Annotated in this window: 14 protein-coding genes; 6 read left to right on the top strand and 8 right to left on the bottom strand. The window is 68.9% G+C overall.

The genetic code is table 11. The features are described from left to right. Positions 1 to 21 precede the first annotated feature (21 nt). From pstB to EAT49_RS00705, 4 genes are all read left to right on the top strand, one after another. Positions 22 to 819 (top strand): phosphate ABC transporter ATP-binding protein PstB, encoded by a 798-nt coding sequence (gene pstB, locus EAT49_RS00720; protein ID WP_123640311.1) that lies wholly within the window; start codon positions 22 to 24, stop codon positions 817 to 819. Positions 820 to 859: 40 nt separating this feature from the next. Then, positions 860 to 1,585 (top strand): phosphate signaling complex protein PhoU, encoded by a 726-nt coding sequence (gene phoU, locus EAT49_RS00715; RefSeq protein ID WP_123640310.1) that lies wholly within the window; start codon positions 860 to 862, stop codon positions 1,583 to 1,585. Positions 1,586 to 1,595: 10 nt separating this feature from the next. Next, on the top strand, positions 1,596 to 2,285 hold the full coding sequence (gene phoB, locus EAT49_RS00710) for a phosphate regulon transcriptional regulator PhoB (protein WP_123640309.1): 690 nt from the start codon (positions 1,596 to 1,598) through the stop codon (positions 2,283 to 2,285). A 91-nt stretch (positions 2,286 to 2,376) separates the two neighbouring features. Next, positions 2,377 to 3,564 carry a M24 family metallopeptidase gene (locus tag EAT49_RS00705; protein WP_123640308.1) on the top strand — a complete coding sequence of 396 codons (1,188 nt, stop codon included), beginning with the start codon at positions 2,377 to 2,379 and terminating at the stop codon, positions 3,562 to 3,564. A 111-nt stretch (positions 3,565 to 3,675) separates the two neighbouring features. Here EAT49_RS00705 and EAT49_RS00700 read toward each other — a convergent pair whose 3' ends face one another. From EAT49_RS00700 to prfB, 7 genes are all read right to left on the bottom strand, one after another. Continuing rightward, positions 3,676 to 4,086, bottom strand: coding sequence for a DUF4168 domain-containing protein (locus EAT49_RS00700; protein WP_123640307.1), 411 nt, complete (start codon positions 4,084 to 4,086; stop codon positions 3,676 to 3,678). Positions 4,087 to 4,288: 202 nt separating this feature from the next. After that, positions 4,289 to 5,326 carry an ABC transporter substrate-binding protein gene (locus EAT49_RS00695; RefSeq protein ID WP_123640306.1) on the bottom strand — a complete coding sequence of 346 codons (1,038 nt, stop codon included), beginning with the start codon at positions 5,324 to 5,326 and terminating at the stop codon, positions 4,289 to 4,291. Between the two features lie 247 nt (positions 5,327 to 5,573). Next, positions 5,574 to 6,449, bottom strand: a complete 876-nt coding sequence (gene tsf / locus EAT49_RS00690) for a translation elongation factor Ts (RefSeq protein WP_123640305.1) — start codon at positions 6,447 to 6,449, stop codon at positions 5,574 to 5,576. Positions 6,450 to 6,527: 78 nt separating this feature from the next. Further along, on the bottom strand, positions 6,528 to 7,412 hold the full coding sequence (gene rpsB, locus EAT49_RS00685) for a 30S ribosomal protein S2 (protein ID WP_123640304.1): 885 nt from the start codon (positions 7,410 to 7,412) through the stop codon (positions 6,528 to 6,530). 171 nt (positions 7,413 to 7,583) lie between these two features. After that, complete coding sequence (locus EAT49_RS00680) at positions 7,584 to 9,053, bottom strand: HupE/UreJ family protein (protein WP_123640303.1); 1,470 nt, start codon at positions 9,051 to 9,053, stop codon at positions 7,584 to 7,586. A gap of 306 nt (positions 9,054 to 9,359) precedes the next feature. Continuing rightward, complete coding sequence (locus EAT49_RS00675) at positions 9,360 to 9,917, bottom strand: P-loop NTPase family protein (RefSeq protein ID WP_123640302.1); 558 nt, start codon at positions 9,915 to 9,917, stop codon at positions 9,360 to 9,362. 2 nt (positions 9,918 to 9,919) lie between these two features. Beyond that, positions 9,920 to 11,044 carry a peptide chain release factor 2 gene (prfB, locus tag EAT49_RS00670; RefSeq protein ID WP_123640301.1) on the bottom strand — a complete coding sequence of 375 codons (1,125 nt, stop codon included), beginning with the start codon at positions 11,042 to 11,044 and terminating at the stop codon, positions 9,920 to 9,922. A 219-nt stretch (positions 11,045 to 11,263) separates the two neighbouring features. Between prfB and EAT49_RS00665 the strand changes: the two genes are divergently transcribed. Then, positions 11,264 to 12,040, top strand: coding sequence for a hypothetical protein (locus EAT49_RS00665; protein ID WP_148078721.1), 777 nt, complete (start codon positions 11,264 to 11,266; stop codon positions 12,038 to 12,040). A 23-nt stretch (positions 12,041 to 12,063) separates the two neighbouring features. Continuing rightward, the gene (locus EAT49_RS00660) at positions 12,064 to 12,399 is read left to right on the top strand and encodes a hypothetical protein (RefSeq protein WP_123640299.1); all 336 of its coding nucleotides are present in this window, start codon (positions 12,064 to 12,066) and stop codon (positions 12,397 to 12,399) included. 27 nt (positions 12,400 to 12,426) lie between these two features. Here EAT49_RS00660 and EAT49_RS00655 read toward each other — a convergent pair whose 3' ends face one another. Beyond that, positions 12,427 to 14,943 (bottom strand): penicillin-binding protein 1A, encoded by a 2,517-nt coding sequence (locus tag EAT49_RS00655; protein WP_123640792.1) that lies wholly within the window; start codon positions 14,941 to 14,943, stop codon positions 12,427 to 12,429. Between the last annotated feature and the right edge of the window lie 129 nt (positions 14,944 to 15,072).

Here is a 15,072-nt window from a genome sequence, read left to right as displayed (position 1 = left end):
TTCCGGACAAGGACCTGCAACATGGACGATCTCAGACTGACGGAGCGCAGCGTGGACCAGACCGACATCAAGATCTCCGCCCGCAACGTGCAGGTGTTCTACGGCGACACCCATGCGATCAAGGACGTCGACGTCGATATCGAGGACAAGACGGTCACCGCCTTCATCGGCCCCTCGGGCTGCGGGAAATCGACCTTCCTGCGCTGCCTCAACCGGATGAACGACACGATCGACATCTGCCGCGTCGAGGGCGACATCACCATAGACGGAGAGGACATCTACGACAGGCGCGTGGACCCGGTGCAGCTCCGCGCCAAGGTCGGCATGGTGTTCCAGAAGCCGAACCCGTTCCCCAAGTCGATCTACGACAACGTCGCCTACGGCCCGAAAATCCACGGTCTGGCAAAGAACAAGGCCGAGCTCGACGAGATCGTCGAACGCGCCCTGCGCCGCGCCGCGCTGTGGAACGAGGCCAAGGACCGGCTCCAGACCCCCGGAACGGGCCTTTCGGGCGGCCAGCAGCAGCGGCTCTGCATCGCGCGTGCCGTGGCGACCGAACCCGAGGTCCTGCTGATGGACGAGCCGTGCTCGGCGCTCGATCCGATCGCCACGGGCCAGGTGGAGGAGCTCATCGACGAGCTGAAGCAGGATTACTCGGTCGTCATCGTGACCCACTCGATGCAGCAGGCCGCCCGCGTCAGCCAGAAGACCGCCTTCTTCCATCTCGGAAACCTCGTGGAATACGGCGAGACCGGCAAGATCTTCACCAATCCCGAAGACAAGCGGACGGAAAGCTACATCTCCGGACGGATCGGCTAGGGCAGGGCGCCTTGCCGCAACAGCCTCGAAGGGCAGTGCAATGATCAGTGACGAACAGCATATCGTCTCGGCCTACGACCGGGATCTCGAGGCGATCCAGGCCCATGTGATGCGCATGGGCGGTCTCGTGGAGGCCGCGATCCTCGACGCCGCCCGCGCGCTCGAGACCCGGGACCTCGAACTGGCCGAGAAGGTGCGCAAGGGCGACAAGACGATCGACCAGCTCGAGGAGCGCATCAACGAGGAATGCGCGCGCACCATCGCGCTGCGCGCGCCCGTGAGCCAGGACCTGCGGGTGCTGCTGACGGTCTTCCGCCTCTCGGGCAGCCTCGAGCGGGTGGGGGACTACGCCAAGAACATGGCCAAGCGCACCTCCGTCCTCGTGGAGATGCGCCCGATCCAGGGCTCCGACGCCGCCCTGCGCCGGATGTCGCGCGAGGTGCAGCTGATGCTGAAGGACACGCTCGACGCCTACGTCCGCCGCGACGCCGACCTCGCCGAGGACGTGCGCCAGCGCGATCTCGACGTCGACCAGATGTACAACGCGCTGTTCCGCGAGTTCCTGACCTTCATGATGGAGGACCCGCGGAACATCACCGCCTGCATGCACCTGCATTTCATCGCCAAGAACGTGGAACGCATGGGCGATCTCGTCACCAACATGGCCGAGCAGGTGATCTATCTCGTCACTGGCAAGGTTCCCGACGACACCCGCCAGAAGGGCGACGAGACGCCGTTCATGAATTTCGACGACGAAAGCCAGTGAGGCAGGACGGATGAGCCCGGCGCAGCCCCATGTGTTGATCGTGGAGGACGAGATGGCCCAGCGGGAGATGCTGGGCTACAACCTCGAGGCCGAGGGGTTCCGCACCTCCAAGGCCGAGGACGGCGAACAGGCGCTGGCGCTGGTGGAGGAAGACACGCCCGACGTGATCGTTCTGGACTGGATGCTGCCCAATCTGTCGGGGATCGAGGTCTGCCGGCAGCTGAAGACCAGGCCAGAGACGCGCGGCGTGCCGATCATCATGCTCTCCGCGAAATCCGAGGAAGTGGACAAGGTCCGCGGGCTGGAGACCGGCGCAGACGACTATGTCGTGAAACCCTATTCCGTGTCGGAACTCATGGCCCGCGTGCGCACCCAGCTGCGCCGGGTGAGGCCCTCGACGGTTGGGCAGGTGCTGACCTACGAGGATATCGTCCTCGACAGCGAGACCTACCGCGTCAGCCGGGGCGACAAGCCGCTGAAGCTGGGGCCGACCGAGTTCCGCCTCCTGTCCACCTTTATGGAAAAGCCCGGCCGCGTCTGGTCGCGCGAGCAGCTCCTCGACCGGGTCTGGGGCCGCGACATCTACGTCGACACGCGCACGGTGGACGTCCACATCGGGCGGCTGCGGAAGGTGCTCACCCAGCACGGCGGCAGCGATCCCGTGCGCACCGTGCGCGGCGCGGGTTACGCGCTCGGCTGAACCGCGAGACCGGCCCGCAAGGGCCGGACGAGCGGCACTGGCATCCCCGGAAAAATGACGTCACCCTCCCGAAAACCGCCGGGGGACCTTCATGCCATCGAGTCGCACGTCACCATCCTTTCCCGATGCCGAATACTGGGATCGCGTCGAGAAGACCCGCGCGGCCATGGAGGCCGAGGGGCTCGACGCGATCATCGTCTCGGACCCGTCCAACATGGCCTGGCTCTCGGGCTATGACGGCTGGTCCTTCTACGTCCATCAGGCGGTCTTTCTCAGCCACGAGGGCGAACCGCTCTGGTGGGGCCGGGGCATCGACGCGGCGGGGGCGCTCAGGACCGTCTTCATGGAGGAGGACAGCATCTTCGGCTATGCCGACGACTACGTCCAGAACCCGGACAAGCATCCTATGGAGGACCTGGCGAAGCTCATCGAGGCCTACGGTCACGGCGGGCAGAGGATCGGCGTCGAGATGGACAATTACTATTTCAGCGCAAAGGCTTACCAGGCACTCTCAAAGCATCTTCCGAAGGCGAAGCTGGTCGACGCCACCGGGCTCGTCAACTGGCAGCGCGCGATCAAGTCCGACACGGAAATCATCTACATGCGTCGCGCGGCCGACATCGTCACCGCCATGCATGCCCGCATCCGCGAGATGGCCGCGCCGGGCCTGCCGAAGCATCAGCTCGTGGCCGAGATCTACCGCACCGGCATCGCGGGTGTTGGCGGTCACTGGGGCGACTATCCCGCCATCGTGCCCATGGCCCCCTCGGGCCTCGACGCCACCGCGCCGCACCTGACCTGGGACGACACGCCGCTCCGGACGGGCGAGGCGACCTTCTTCGAGATCTCGGGCGCGCACCGGCGCTACCATTGTCCGCAGTCGCGCACGCTGTTCCTCGGCGCGCCGCCGACGAAATACATCGACGCGGAGAAGGCGGTGACCGAGGCCACGGAGGTGGCGCTGGAACAGGCGCTGCCGGGCAACCGCTGCGAGGACATCGCCGCGGCCTTCAACGCGACGCTCGCGCGGTTCGGCTATGTGAAGGACAATCGGTGCGGCTACGCGATCGGGCTCAGCTATCCGCCGGACTGGGGCGAGCGCACCATGTCCTTCCGGGCAGGCGACCGCACGATCCTGCAGCCGGGGATGACCTTCCACTTCATGCCCGCGCTCTGGCTCGACGACGGGGGCATCGAGATCACCGAGCCGATCCTGATCACCGAGACCGGTTACGAGAAGCTTGCAGGAACGCCCGGAGGCCTTGTGGTCAAGGACTAGGGGGCCGTGGCGCAGCCTCCATAAGTCGGATAATCAGTATTATGTCAAATATTCGGAAAGCGGGCGGTTGCGCCACCGGGGCCGCCCGGGCACCGGTGGCTGCGTCACATGTCAGCTCTCGAGTTCGGTCTCGAGCTGCGCCTGAAGCCGCGCGTTCAGAGCGGCATCGGTCTGCGCCGCCGTGCTGATCGCCATGTACTCCTCGACGGTGATGCCCTGGGTCGTTTCCACAGCTTCGGCCATGGCGACCTGAGCCTCTTCGACGAGAGCCGTCCGGGCAGCGTCGTCGGCGGCCGCCTCGATCAGCGGCTGGTATTCGAGAGCCACCTGTTCGACATTCAGCGCCGCAGCGATGAAGGATGCGACCATCTCGTCGGTCACCTCGGCCGTGCCCATCGGCGCATCGCCCGCCATCGGCGCGTCGCCGGTCATCGGCATGTCCATGTCGCTGTCCTGGGCCAGCGCGGGCATCGAGACGAGGCCTGCCAGCGCCGCGGCGGCGAAAATCCGGGTGGTGATCATGTGGTGTCCTTTCGGGTGTGATCGGTCAGAACCCCTTCGGGGCTGCCTTGGCACCTATGGACCTGCCCGGAACCGCGCAAACGGGCCGGCGGCGATGCGCCGTCCCGCTCGGCGCCGGTCGGCAGCACCCCGCCGACCGGCGCATGTCATGCAGTTTGCGAGGAACCCCCCGCAAGTCTTGGGGATTGTTGCCCTTCCGGCGCTACATGTTCGCGTCAGCCCAGGCTTGGACCTCTGCCGCCACCTCTTCCCGGGACCAGTCGTTCGCCGGCCCGACGAAGCTGTCGTCAAGGAACGTGTCCACCGGCACGACCTCCTCGAACGCCCCGGTCGCGACGAGTCGCTCCTGGAGCCCTTCCCAGACCTCCGGCTGCAGTCCGCCGAACTGCTCCGTCTGCGGCAGCGTCACCTCGATGGAGGCGGTCAGGAAGTTCTGTCCGAACTCCTCGCTCTCCCATTCCTCGGGCACCGCCCGGCGGGAGATCTCGGCCAGCACCTCGCGGTCGAGCTCGCCCACATAGGCCCCCTTGGACCAGGCCCTCAGGAAGCCTTCGACGATGTCGCGCAGCTCGTCCTTGCGGTCGGTGCTGATGACGAAGTTGCCCGCGGGGCTCAGCAGCACCGCCTCGGGGGTGATCAGCCGGATCTCGATCCCGTTGGCCTGCAGCGCCAGCCAGTCCGAGGAGGCGCCCGAGATCGCGGACACGGTCTGGTTCTGGAACGCGGCGGCCAGCGTCGGACCGCCCTCACCCACCACGACCGTCTCGACGTCGTCGAGCGACATGCCCACGGCATAGAGCGCCTGGGCGAGGAACGCCCGGTCGCGGTCGGTCACGAGGCCCACGGTGGTCCCGGCCAGTTCCTCGATGCTCTGCACCGGACTGCCCGCCGCGACCGCGATGCCCTCGGGCGCCTTCTGGTTCGCCTCGTAGATCACCTCGACCGCGACATCGGCCGAGACGGCCGAGAGCGTCTCGCTGGCGTCGAGGATCGCGAGGTCCGCCTGCCCGTTCTGCACGAAGGCCACATAGGGGATCGAGGTCTCCGATGGCAGCAGCTCCACCTGGATGCCTTCTTCCTCGAAATACCCCAGCGCCTCCCCGGCGATCAGCGGATAGAAAATCGTGGAGCGCGGAAGCGGGTTGATCATGGTGACCGTGGTCAGCTCCTGCGCCGCCGCCGACACGGGCAGGATGCCTGCGGCCAGCGCGGCCGCGACGAGGGTTCTCGATGTCTGCATGTGGTGGTCCTCCCGGCATCCGGCGGGCACGTCCGCCCGACCGAACGCGATTCGTTGAGCTTCGATCTGTGCAAACGATTGCACAGGAACCCGCAAAACGGGCGATGAACTGACAACAACATCTCTTTACGTTGACAGATCGCCCGCGCCCGCGTCAAGTCGTCCCCTGCGCGGGTGGCGCCAGATCCCGAAGAAAACGGGCGGGCCCGTTAGGACCCGCCCGCAAGACGTTGATCTGAAGAAGATTTCAGCCTTGGGAAACTTTCGCGACCTCGGCCGCGAAATCTTCCTTCTGCACCTCGATGCCCTCGCCGACCTCGAGCCGGACGAAGCCCGTGACCGTCACGCCCGCCTCGGTGGCCGCCTGGCCGACGGTGACATCGGGGTTCACCACGAAGGCCTGGTTCAACAGGGTGACCTCGGCCATGAACTTCTTCATGCGGCCCTCGATCATCTTCTCGATCACCTGCTCGGGCTTGCCGCTCTCGCGGGCAATGTCGATCTGGACCTGACGCTCCTTCTCGACCACGGCGGGATCGAGATCGGACTCGTCGAGCGCCGCGGGGTTGACCGCCGCGATATGCATGGCGACCTGACGGGCAAAGGTCTCGTCCGCGCCGTCGATGGCAACGAGCACGCCGATCTTGCCCATGCCCTCGGTCGCGGCATTGTGGACGTAGGACACGACCTTGCCGCCCGTGAGCTTCGCCATCCGGCGCACGGTCATGTTCTCGCCGATCGTGGCGATCTTGTCGGTGACCACGTCCTGCACGGTCTTGCCGCCCATGTCGGCCGCCAGCAGTTCCTCGAGCGAGGACACGGTCAGCGCCTTGGCCGCGATGCCGCGCACCATCTCCTGGAAATCGGCGTTCTTGGCGACGAAGTCGGTCTCGGAGTTCACCTCGACGGCCACGCCCGTGCCGCCCTCGACGGCAACGGCGACCAGGCCCTCGGCGGCGGTGCGGCCGGATTTCTTCGCGGCCTTGGCGAGGCCCTTGGTGCGCAGCCAGTCGACGGCCGCGTCCATGTCGCCGCCGGTCTCGGTCAGCGCCTTCTTGGCGTCCATCATGCCGGCGCCCGTGCTTTCACGGAGCTCTTTCACCTGTTGAGCGGTGATGGCCATTGCTCTTCTCCTTTGGCATCTGGGTAGGCCGGGCTTAAGCCCGGCCCACGACAACGGGGTGACGGGTCACCGGGCGGGTCAGTCGACCTTCTCGCCCGGCTCCTTGTTGTCGAGATCGAGGGGCGCGTCCTCGGGCACATTGGCCACGGTGGCGTCGCTCGGCGTGTCGTGACCGGTTTCGACCCCGGCTTCCCCGGCGGCCTGGGCGGCTTCCTCGGCGAGGTATTCCTCGGCGAAGGCCTCCATCTCGCCCATGTCGACGCCCGCGGCGCCGAGCTGGGCCGACATGCCCTCGAGCGCGGCGCGGCTCACGAGATCGCAGTAGAGCGAGATCGCGCGCGCAGCGTCGTCGTTGCCGGGGATCAGGTAGTCCACGCCCTCGGGCGAGCAGTTGCTGTCGACCACGGCCACGACCGGGATGCCCAGCTTCTTGGCTTCCGCGATGGCGAGGTCTTCCTTGTTGACGTCGATCACGAACAGCAGGTCCGGAACGCCGCCCATCTCGCGGATGCCGCCCAGAGAGGCGGTCAGCTTCTGCTGCTCGCGCTCCATGCCGAGGCGTTCCTTCTTGGTCAGCCCCTCGAAGCCCATGCCCGCGGCCTCGTCGATGGCCTTCAGCCGGCCGATGGATTTCGACACGGTCTGCCAGTTGGTCAGCGTGCCGCCGAGCCAGCGATGGTTCATGTAGTACTGCGCACAGCGCTCCGCCGCCTCGGCGATCGGCCGCTGGGCCTGACGCTTGGTGCCGACGAACAGGATGCGGCCGCCCTTGGCGACGGTGTCGTGCACGGCCTGAAGCGCGCGGTCCAGCATCGGGACCGTCTGCGTGAGGTCGAGGATGTGGATGCCGTTGCGGGCGCCGTAGATGAAGGGGCCCATCTTCGGGTTCCAGCGCTGGGTCTGGTGGCCGAAGTGCACGCCAGCCTCGAGCAGCTGACGCATGGAGAACTCTGGAAGAGCCATGGTCGTGTCCTTTTCCGGTTTCAGCCTCGGCGGGGGATCAGGGCCGTCATGGTCCCAACCGGTGGACGGTGCGGGATGTCTCCCCGAACCGCCCGCCCCCGCCTGCGGGTTAGGTGCCGCGCCCTTAGACCACTCGGCTCCCGGACGCAAGGGTTCCCCCTGCCCCGCCCGTCAGCCGGAGCCGGTCAGCCCCTGCGCCAGCCAGTACGCTCCCGCAAGGGCCGCGAGCGCGCCGCCGCTGCGCCGCAGGCCCTCCGGATCGCGCGAGCCCGCCAGCGCCGGCAGCGTCAGCACCGCCGCGGCGAGCGCCGCCAGCGGCAGGAGCGCGCGCGCCGCCTCCGGGCCGGCCGCTGCGGTGATCGAGAGGGCTAGGACCGGCATCAGCACAAGCCCGATCCAGAACCCGCCCTGCCCCGCACTTCGGCCGCGCAAGCCCGAGGTCAGCACATAGAGCGCCGCCCCCACCGCCAGCGCCGCGACCAGCACCCCCGCCGCGATCCCCGCGACCGTCAGCGGATCAGCCAGAAGATCGAGCGGCCGCAACTCCATCGGATCGCGCGCCAGGACGGCCCCCTGCACGAGCCCCAGCCCGGCCGCGAGCGGAACCCGACCGGGCGCCGCCGCCCCCCGCAGGAGCGCATCCGCCCCCACGAGCATCAGCCCCGCGCCCGCGAGCCCGGTGCCGAACGCTGACCCCGGCACGACCCTGACGCCCGCCGCGGCGACCAGCCCCAGCGTCGCGGCACCGCCCCAGACCGCCCCCAGCCGCAGCATGCCCGCGAGCCCCGGCGCGAGCAGCGCCAGCGACGCGACGAGCGCCGCATGGACGGCGCCCAGCGGCAGGATGCGGTCGATGCCCGCCACCACCGCCACAGCGACGCGCTCCAACCCCGCCCTCGCGCCGCCGCCCAGCGGGATGGGCTCCGAGATCAGGCCCGGCTCGAGATAGCCCGTATAGGGCGCCTCCACCCCCTGCTGACGCAGCACCAGGTCGCCGAAGCGCGGCGCCCAGCCCACCTCGACGGCCCGCGTGCCCGGGGGCAGAGCGGCCTCCACCAGGAAGATCGAGGGACGCGCCAGATCGGGATCGCCCACGTCCCCGGGCTCCACCGAGACGAGCCGCAAATCGAGAGGCCGGCCATCGCCGCGGACCACGATGCCCTCCGCCATCCGGGGCCAGAACGCGCGGAAGGCGGCGGCAAGCTCCTCCGGCGGCAGGGCGCGCAGCGCGTCGTAGGCATCGTCGCGCTCCGCTTCGGACGTGTCGGTCAGTCCCTCGAGATCGATGCCCGCCACGAAGGCCTCGAGATTGGCCGCAACGGTGAAGACGAGCGCCCCGCCTTGCCGCTCCATGTCGGCGATGGCGGGGCTCACCTCGTGGGCCAGGGCCGCCCGCGGCGCGCAGAGGACCGCCATCACCGTCACGGCGAGGATTGACGCGGGGACGCAGGACCGCAGCTTGCGGGCGAACCACGGGAAGATCGTCATGTGCATCCTCGCCTTCTCGCTGGGCTTGCCGCGGTCACCGTCTCCGCCGCGGCGCACGACTTCCGGATCGAACACCTCGCCTGCCGGATCGTCGCGGACGGTAACGTCACCGGCCACCTCGTCAACGGCGAGACCTTCGGAGGCGTCACCCATTCCGACCTCCCCCGGCGGTGCACCCGCCTCGGCCTGGCGACCGGCGGGCAGATCGGGCCGGTCGAGGGGCGGCTCGGGGACAGCCCGCCCTCAACGTGGCGGCGCCCGCGGAGGCGCTGGAGGTCGTCGCCCCTGTCTCCGTGGTCGAGGTGGTGCGCCATGCCGAGTTCGCCGCCTTCCTGCGCTTCACCGCGCACAAGGACCTCGGCGACCCGGAAGCCCGCCACCGCGCCGCGGGCGATGCCGAAACCGGCTTCGGCAAGGCCTTGGGGCGGCCCCGACGCGGCCGCAGGCCGCACCATGTCCCTACCCGCCCGTCACCCGTCGCGGGGCGAGGGCGCCGAGACAGGCCTCCACCTGGGCCTCGGTCGTCACCGCGCCGGACAGCTCCAGCACGGGCTCGCTCCGCGTCGAGAGCCAGCTCAGGTGGCGGTGGAGCGACCGCCCGCCGAAATAGGGATCGTCATAGGAGGACGCCCAGTCGAGAAACGCCCGGTGGGTGCGCTCCATGTCGCCGCCGGGGCCGACGCGCGCGCCGAACCGCGCCTGCTCGCGTCGCCTGAGCCGCAGCATCCTCTGCGCCGTCGGAAGCCGCAGGAAGATGACGAGGTCGAGCCCCGCCAGCACCGGATCGCCCCAGCCGTCCGCCGAGCCCGAGAGCACCCAGCCTTCCGGACCCTGCGCCGCCGCGATGAGCGCCAGCCGCTCCGACACGCTGCGCTTGACCGTGTAGGGCGGGTCCACAGGCGCCCAGTAGAACGCGTCCGTGTCGAGATGCGCGACGCCCAGCTCCCCGGCCAGAGCGCGGCCGAGGGTCGTCGTCCCCGTCCCCGCGCCCCCCGTGATGTAGACGCGCGGGCCCAAGCCTACTCCTCGGCCCGCGCCTCGGCCCGGGACTTGCCCGAAACCTCCTGCGCCAGGGTCGCGGCCATGAACCGATCGAGATCCCCGTCGAGCACCCCCGACGTGTCCGAGGTCTCCACCCCCGTGCGCAGATCCTTCACCATCTGGTAGGGCTGCAGCACATAGGAGCGGATCTGGTTGCCCCAGCCCGCGCTGCCCTTGGCGTCATGGGCCTCCTGGATCGAGGCGGTGCGCCGTTCCAGCTCCATCTGGTAGAGCCGCGATTTCAGCGCCTTCATGGCGATGTCGCGGTTCTGGTGCTGGGACTTCTCCGAACTCGTCACGACGATCCCGGTGGGTTGGTGGGTGATCCGCACCGCCGAATCGGTCGTGTTGACGTGCTGCCCGCCCGCGCCCGAGGAGCGGTAGGTGTCGATGCGGATATCGGCCGGGTTCACCTCGATCTCGATGTTGTCGTCGACCACCGGATAGACCCAGACGCTGGCAAAGGAGGTCTCCCGCGTGCCCTTGCCGAAGGGAGAGATCCGCACCAGCCGGTGCACGCCGCTCTCGGACTTGAGCCAGCCATAGGCATTGGCGCCCGAAATCTTATAGGCCGCCGACTTGATCCCCGCCTCGCCGCCGGCTTCCTCGGATTGCAGCTCCACCTTGTAGCCATGGGCCTCGGCCCAACGGACATACATGCGCTGGAGCATCTGCGCCCAGTCGCAGGCCTCGGTGCCACCCGCGCCCGCGTTGATCTCGAGGAAGGTGTCGTTGCCGTCCGCCTCGCCGTCGAGCAGCGCCTCGAGCTCCTTCTGCCCGGCCCGCGCCTTCAGGGCGCGCAGGGCCTCCTCCGCCTCGCGCACCACATCGGCATCCTCCTCCGCCTCGCCCATCTCGATCAGTTCGATGTTGTCGTCGAGCTCCCGGGCGATGCTCTCGTAGGTCTCGATGGAATCCAGCAGCGCCTGCCGGTCCCGCATCAGCTTCTGCGCAGCGGCGGGGTCGTTCCACAGCGCGGGATCCTCCACGCGCGCGTTGAACTCCTCGAGCCGGTGGGCCGCGGTCTCCCGGTCCATCCGCTGGGCGAGCAGGCCCAGCGACTTGCGGATGTCCTCGACGATGCTCTGGATCTCGGCGCGCATGTTGCCCTCTTTGCGGTCTGGGGGCCCTGATAGACAATGCGTATTTCCGTCACAAGGGACGCCGCGGACCGCCGGCCGCGCGGCGTGACGCACCGCCGCCGCATTACGGCCAGCGGAATTAACCAAACGGCAACCAATTTCGCGCAATTGGTAAAGGCGGCCGGGGGCGGTTCTCGTCCGGCGGCCCGGCAGCTTGAGACGAGGGAGACGACGCGCGCGATGTTCAGGACCTGCCCCCCTCTTGTCCCCTTCGTGGTCGCACTTCTCCTCCCGGGGCTCTCCCCCGCCCAGACCGTCGTCGAACCGCCCCCGGCGCTACGGGCTGCACCGCCGGCCCAGCTCTCGTTTCCCGCGACGTTCGGCGTTCCGAGCGCGGTCGCCCCCCGCGCCGGAACCGCCTTCGTCGGCGCCAGTTTCGCCCACCCCCGCGCCGGCATGAAGGGGCTCGGCAGCGACGGCGACCTCGTCCTCGGCTACAATACCGGCGATCCGATCGACGGCGTCAGCCTGACCTTCGGCCTCGCCCTGACGGGGCTGGAGCCGTTCGGCGACGCGGGCGCATTCAGCGTCTCCGCCTCCCGCCTCCTGCGCGCGGGCGGCGCATCGGCGACCTTCGCAGGGGTCTCGCTGTCGAATCTCGCCCCCTGGGGAGAGGCCGCGGACCGGCCCGAGATGTCATCGGTCTACGTCTCCCACCTTGTCGGCCTGCCGGCCGCGGGCGCGGAACTGCCGCTGCAGATCAGCCTCGGCTACGGCACCGACACGACCCGCGCCGCGGACGGCTCGGGCCGCCTCGACGACGGCGCCTTCCTCGGTCTCGGCCTCGGGCTGACCCCCTTCGTCAGCGGCAGCGTCTCGGCGACCGAAACCCAGGTCAACCTCGGCGCGACGGTCTCGATCCCCCGGACCGGGGCCAGCCTCAGCCTCGGCGTTCTCGATGCCGCCGATGCGACGGATCACCGGCAGGTCAGCCTCTCCATCGCGCTCGGGTTCTGACCGCCTTCCCGAAAGGACATGCCATGTCGTGCAAACCCCTCGTCCTCGCCGTCGCCCTCGGGCTCGCCCTGCCCGCCGCCGCGCGCGCCGGCGACACCGTGACCGACAACCTGCCCGGCGGCGCGGTCCAGCAGCCGGGCGCGGGCGCCGTGGCCGCTCAGCTGAATGCGGCGCCGCTGCCGACGATGATCGCTCCCGGAGGCCAGCCGCCGCCCACGGGCTCGGGCACCGCGGCTCCGACCTCTCCCGGCGCCACGCCGCTGCCCGGACCCTTTGCCATGCGCAGCACCCGCGGCCGCTCCTTCGCCACCGCCTCGCCCTTCATCGGCCGTGTCCTGAATTCCTACGCCCGGCCCTAGGGCGCGCGCCGCGCCCCCGTCCCGCCCTCAGTACAGCCCGCCCGAGGACAGGGTGCCGAAGGACGCCCGCGGGCCGACCTCCACGTTGCGCCCGGTGGAGGTGGTCACCGTGGTCGACACGCCGCGCGCCGCGCTCACCTCGTCCACCAGCGGCAGATCGCCGGCCATGGCGAAGCCGCCGTCGAAGGTGATCCCGAAGATCGGCTCCTCGCCGGGGCGGAAGCACTCGTTGACCACGTTGCCGCCCGAGGCGCCCGCGGGCAGCCGGGCCCCGGAAAAGCGGTCGATCGGAATGAACTGACAATCCTCCGGCACGACGAACTCGCCCCCGCCGTAGCGCCCGATCGCCTCGGCCATGAATCGGTTGAAGACCGGCCCGCAGATCCCGCCGCCCGACGCGCCCGACCCCAGGCTGCGCGGCGTATCGTAGCCGATGTAGCAGCCCGCCACGATGTTCGAGGAGAAGCCCACGAACCACACGTCCTTGGCGTCGTTGGTGGTGCCGGTCTTGCCCGCGACCGGCACCGGCAGGTTCACGGTCCGCGCCGCGGTGCCCCGCTCGACCACCCCCTCCAGCATCGAGACGAGCTGATAGGCGGTGATCGGGTTGATGACCCGCTCCCGGCTGGAGGTGATCCGTGGCGCCTGGCCCTCCGGCAGATCGGCGACCGAGCAGTCGACACAGGTGCGCTGGTCGTGACGGTAGACCGTGCGGCCATAGCGGTCCTGCACCCTGTCCACCAGCGTCGGCTCCACCCGCTCGCCGCCGTTGGCGAACATCGCATAGGCGGCGACCATGCGGAACAGCGTGGTCTCGTCGGCACCGAGGGCCGTCGACAGGACCCGGGACATGTTATCGTAGACCCCGAACCGTTCCGCATAGCGCGCGACCGTGTCCATCCCGATCTCCTGGGCAAGCCGGATGGTCATCAGGTTCCGCGACTGCTCCACCCCGGTCCGCATCGGCGTCGGGCCGTAGAACTGGTTCGAGGCGTTCTGCGGCCGCCACAGACCCTGGGGCGTGTTGATCTCGATGGGCGCGTCCACGATGATCGACGCGGGCGTGTAGCCGCTGTCCAGCGCCGCCGCGAAGACGAAGGGCTTGAACGCCGAGCCCGGCTGCCGCAGCGCCTGCGTGGCGCGGTTGAACACCGAATCCTGGTAGCTGAAGCCCCCCTGCATGGCGATCACGCGCCCGGTGTTCACGTCCATCGCCATGAAGGCGCCCTGCACCTGCGGCACCTGCCTGAGTGTCCAGCGGATCAGGCTGCCGTCGCTGTCGGAGGTCATCTGGCGCACATGCACCACGTCGCCCACCTCGAACTCGGCGAAGAAATCGCCCGGGAGCCACGAGATATCCTCCCGCGGCACGCTCACCCGGCCCTCGACACCCTCGACCCCGAGGATCATCTGGCCCTCCTGCCGCTCGATCACCACGGCCGGCAGCCAGGGGTTCTCCAGCACGATGTCCCGCGCCACGTCCACCTCGGCCAGCGCCACGCGCCACGCCGCCTCGGTCTCCAGCAGAGCCGGGTCGATGCTCTCCCCCGTCCCGCGCCAGCGCCCGAGGCTCCGGTCGTAGGACTCCAGCGCAATGCGCAGGCTCTCGGTCGCCACCTCCTGCATCTCCGGGTCGATCGTCGCCCGGATCGCAAGCCCGCCCGAGAAGAACTCCTCCTCCCCGAACTCGAGGCTCAGCTGCCGCCGGATCTCGTCGGTGAAATAGTCCCGCGGCGGCAGGTCCGAGCGGAACGAGGGGATATCCCCCGACTGCACCGTGCGCAGCGGCAGCGCCACCTCGGCCCGGTAGGTCTGCTCGTCGATATAGCCGTTCTCGAACATCTCGCGCAGCGTGTTGTCGCGCCAGAAGACCGCCACGTCGTAGTCGCGCACCGGGTGCCGGTTCGACGGCGCCTTGGGCAGCGAGGCCAGGTAGGCCGCCTCGCCCGGCGTCAGTTCGTCCAGCGACTTGTTGAAATAGGTCTGCGCCGCCGCGGTGACGCCGTAGGAGTTCTGCCCCAGAAAGATCTCGTTGAGATAGAGCTCGAGGATGCGCTCCTTCGACATCGACTCTTCCATCCGCGCGGCGAGCAGGATCTCCTTGATCTTGCGCTCCGCCGTCCGGTCGCTCGACAAAAGGAAGTTCTTCATGACCTGCTGGGTGATCGTGGAGGCGCCCCGCAGGTTCTCCCCCCGGGTGCGCACCGCGTCGTAGAACGCCACGACCATGCCGCGCACGTCATAGCCCGAATGCTGATAGAAGTTCTTGTCCTCGGCCGAGATGAAGGCCTGCTTCACGAGGTCCGGGATTTCCTCCGCCGGCGTGAACAGTCGCCGCTCGGTGGCGAATTCGTCGATGATGTCGCCTTCGGGATTGTAGATCCGGCTTATCGTCTTGGGCGTGTAGGACGCGAGGGTGTCATAGCTCGGCAGGTCCCGCCCGTACATGTGGAACACGGCCCCCACCGTGAGACCCGCCATGAAGACGCCCAGCACCACCAGCGAAAACAGCGCGCCGAGAATGTTCATGATCGGTCGGAGGATCAACGTCAGGCTCCACGCGGCGCAAGGGTTGCCCGCTTATAGGCGCGGGTCCGCCCCGGGTCAAAAGCCGGGGCGGCCTGCCCGGCCCTTTTCCGCCTGCCGCAACGATCACGCTTGCGTGCCCTTGCA

The sequence above is a fragment of the Histidinibacterium lentulum genome, assembly GCF_003789055.1.
In the GTDB taxonomy this organism is placed as follows: domain Bacteria; phylum Pseudomonadota; class Alphaproteobacteria; order Rhodobacterales; family Rhodobacteraceae; genus Oceanicola; species Oceanicola lentulus.
The sequence above is the reverse complement of the archived record's forward strand: the minus strand, read 5'-3'. Positions and strand labels throughout refer to the sequence as shown.

What these genes read in the sequence shown, in the direction of transcription:
- EAT49_RS00680 (WP_123640303.1), bottom strand. Translation starts at nt 9,053, where the DNA reads ATGGGTGACGCCTCCGAAGGTCTCGCCGTTGACGAGGTGGCCGGTGAC.
- pstB (WP_123640311.1), top strand. Translation starts at nt 22, where the DNA reads ATGGACGATCTCAGACTGACGGAGCGCAGCGTGGACCAGACCGACATC.
- phoU (WP_123640310.1), top strand. Translation starts at nt 860, where the DNA reads ATGATCAGTGACGAACAGCATATCGTCTCGGCCTACGACCGGGATCTC.
- EAT49_RS00665 (WP_148078721.1), top strand. Translation starts at nt 11,264, where the DNA reads ATGTTCAGGACCTGCCCCCCTCTTGTCCCCTTCGTGGTCGCACTTCTC.
- EAT49_RS00695 (WP_123640306.1), bottom strand. Translation starts at nt 5,326, where the DNA reads ATGCAGACATCGAGAACCCTCGTCGCGGCCGCGCTGGCCGCAGGCATC.
- phoB (WP_123640309.1), top strand. Translation starts at nt 1,596, where the DNA reads ATGAGCCCGGCGCAGCCCCATGTGTTGATCGTGGAGGACGAGATGGCC.
- EAT49_RS00705 (WP_123640308.1), top strand. Translation starts at nt 2,377, where the DNA reads ATGCCATCGAGTCGCACGTCACCATCCTTTCCCGATGCCGAATACTGG.
- prfB (WP_123640301.1), bottom strand. Translation starts at nt 11,044, where the DNA reads ATGCGCGCCGAGATCCAGAGCATCGTCGAGGACATCCGCAAGTCGCTG.
- rpsB (WP_123640304.1), bottom strand. Translation starts at nt 7,412, where the DNA reads ATGGCTCTTCCAGAGTTCTCCATGCGTCAGCTGCTCGAGGCTGGCGTG.
- EAT49_RS00660 (WP_123640299.1), top strand. Translation starts at nt 12,064, where the DNA reads ATGTCGTGCAAACCCCTCGTCCTCGCCGTCGCCCTCGGGCTCGCCCTG.
- tsf (WP_123640305.1), bottom strand. Translation starts at nt 6,449, where the DNA reads ATGGCCATCACCGCTCAACAGGTGAAAGAGCTCCGTGAAAGCACGGGC.
- EAT49_RS00700 (WP_123640307.1), bottom strand. Translation starts at nt 4,086, where the DNA reads ATGATCACCACCCGGATTTTCGCCGCCGCGGCGCTGGCAGGCCTCGTC.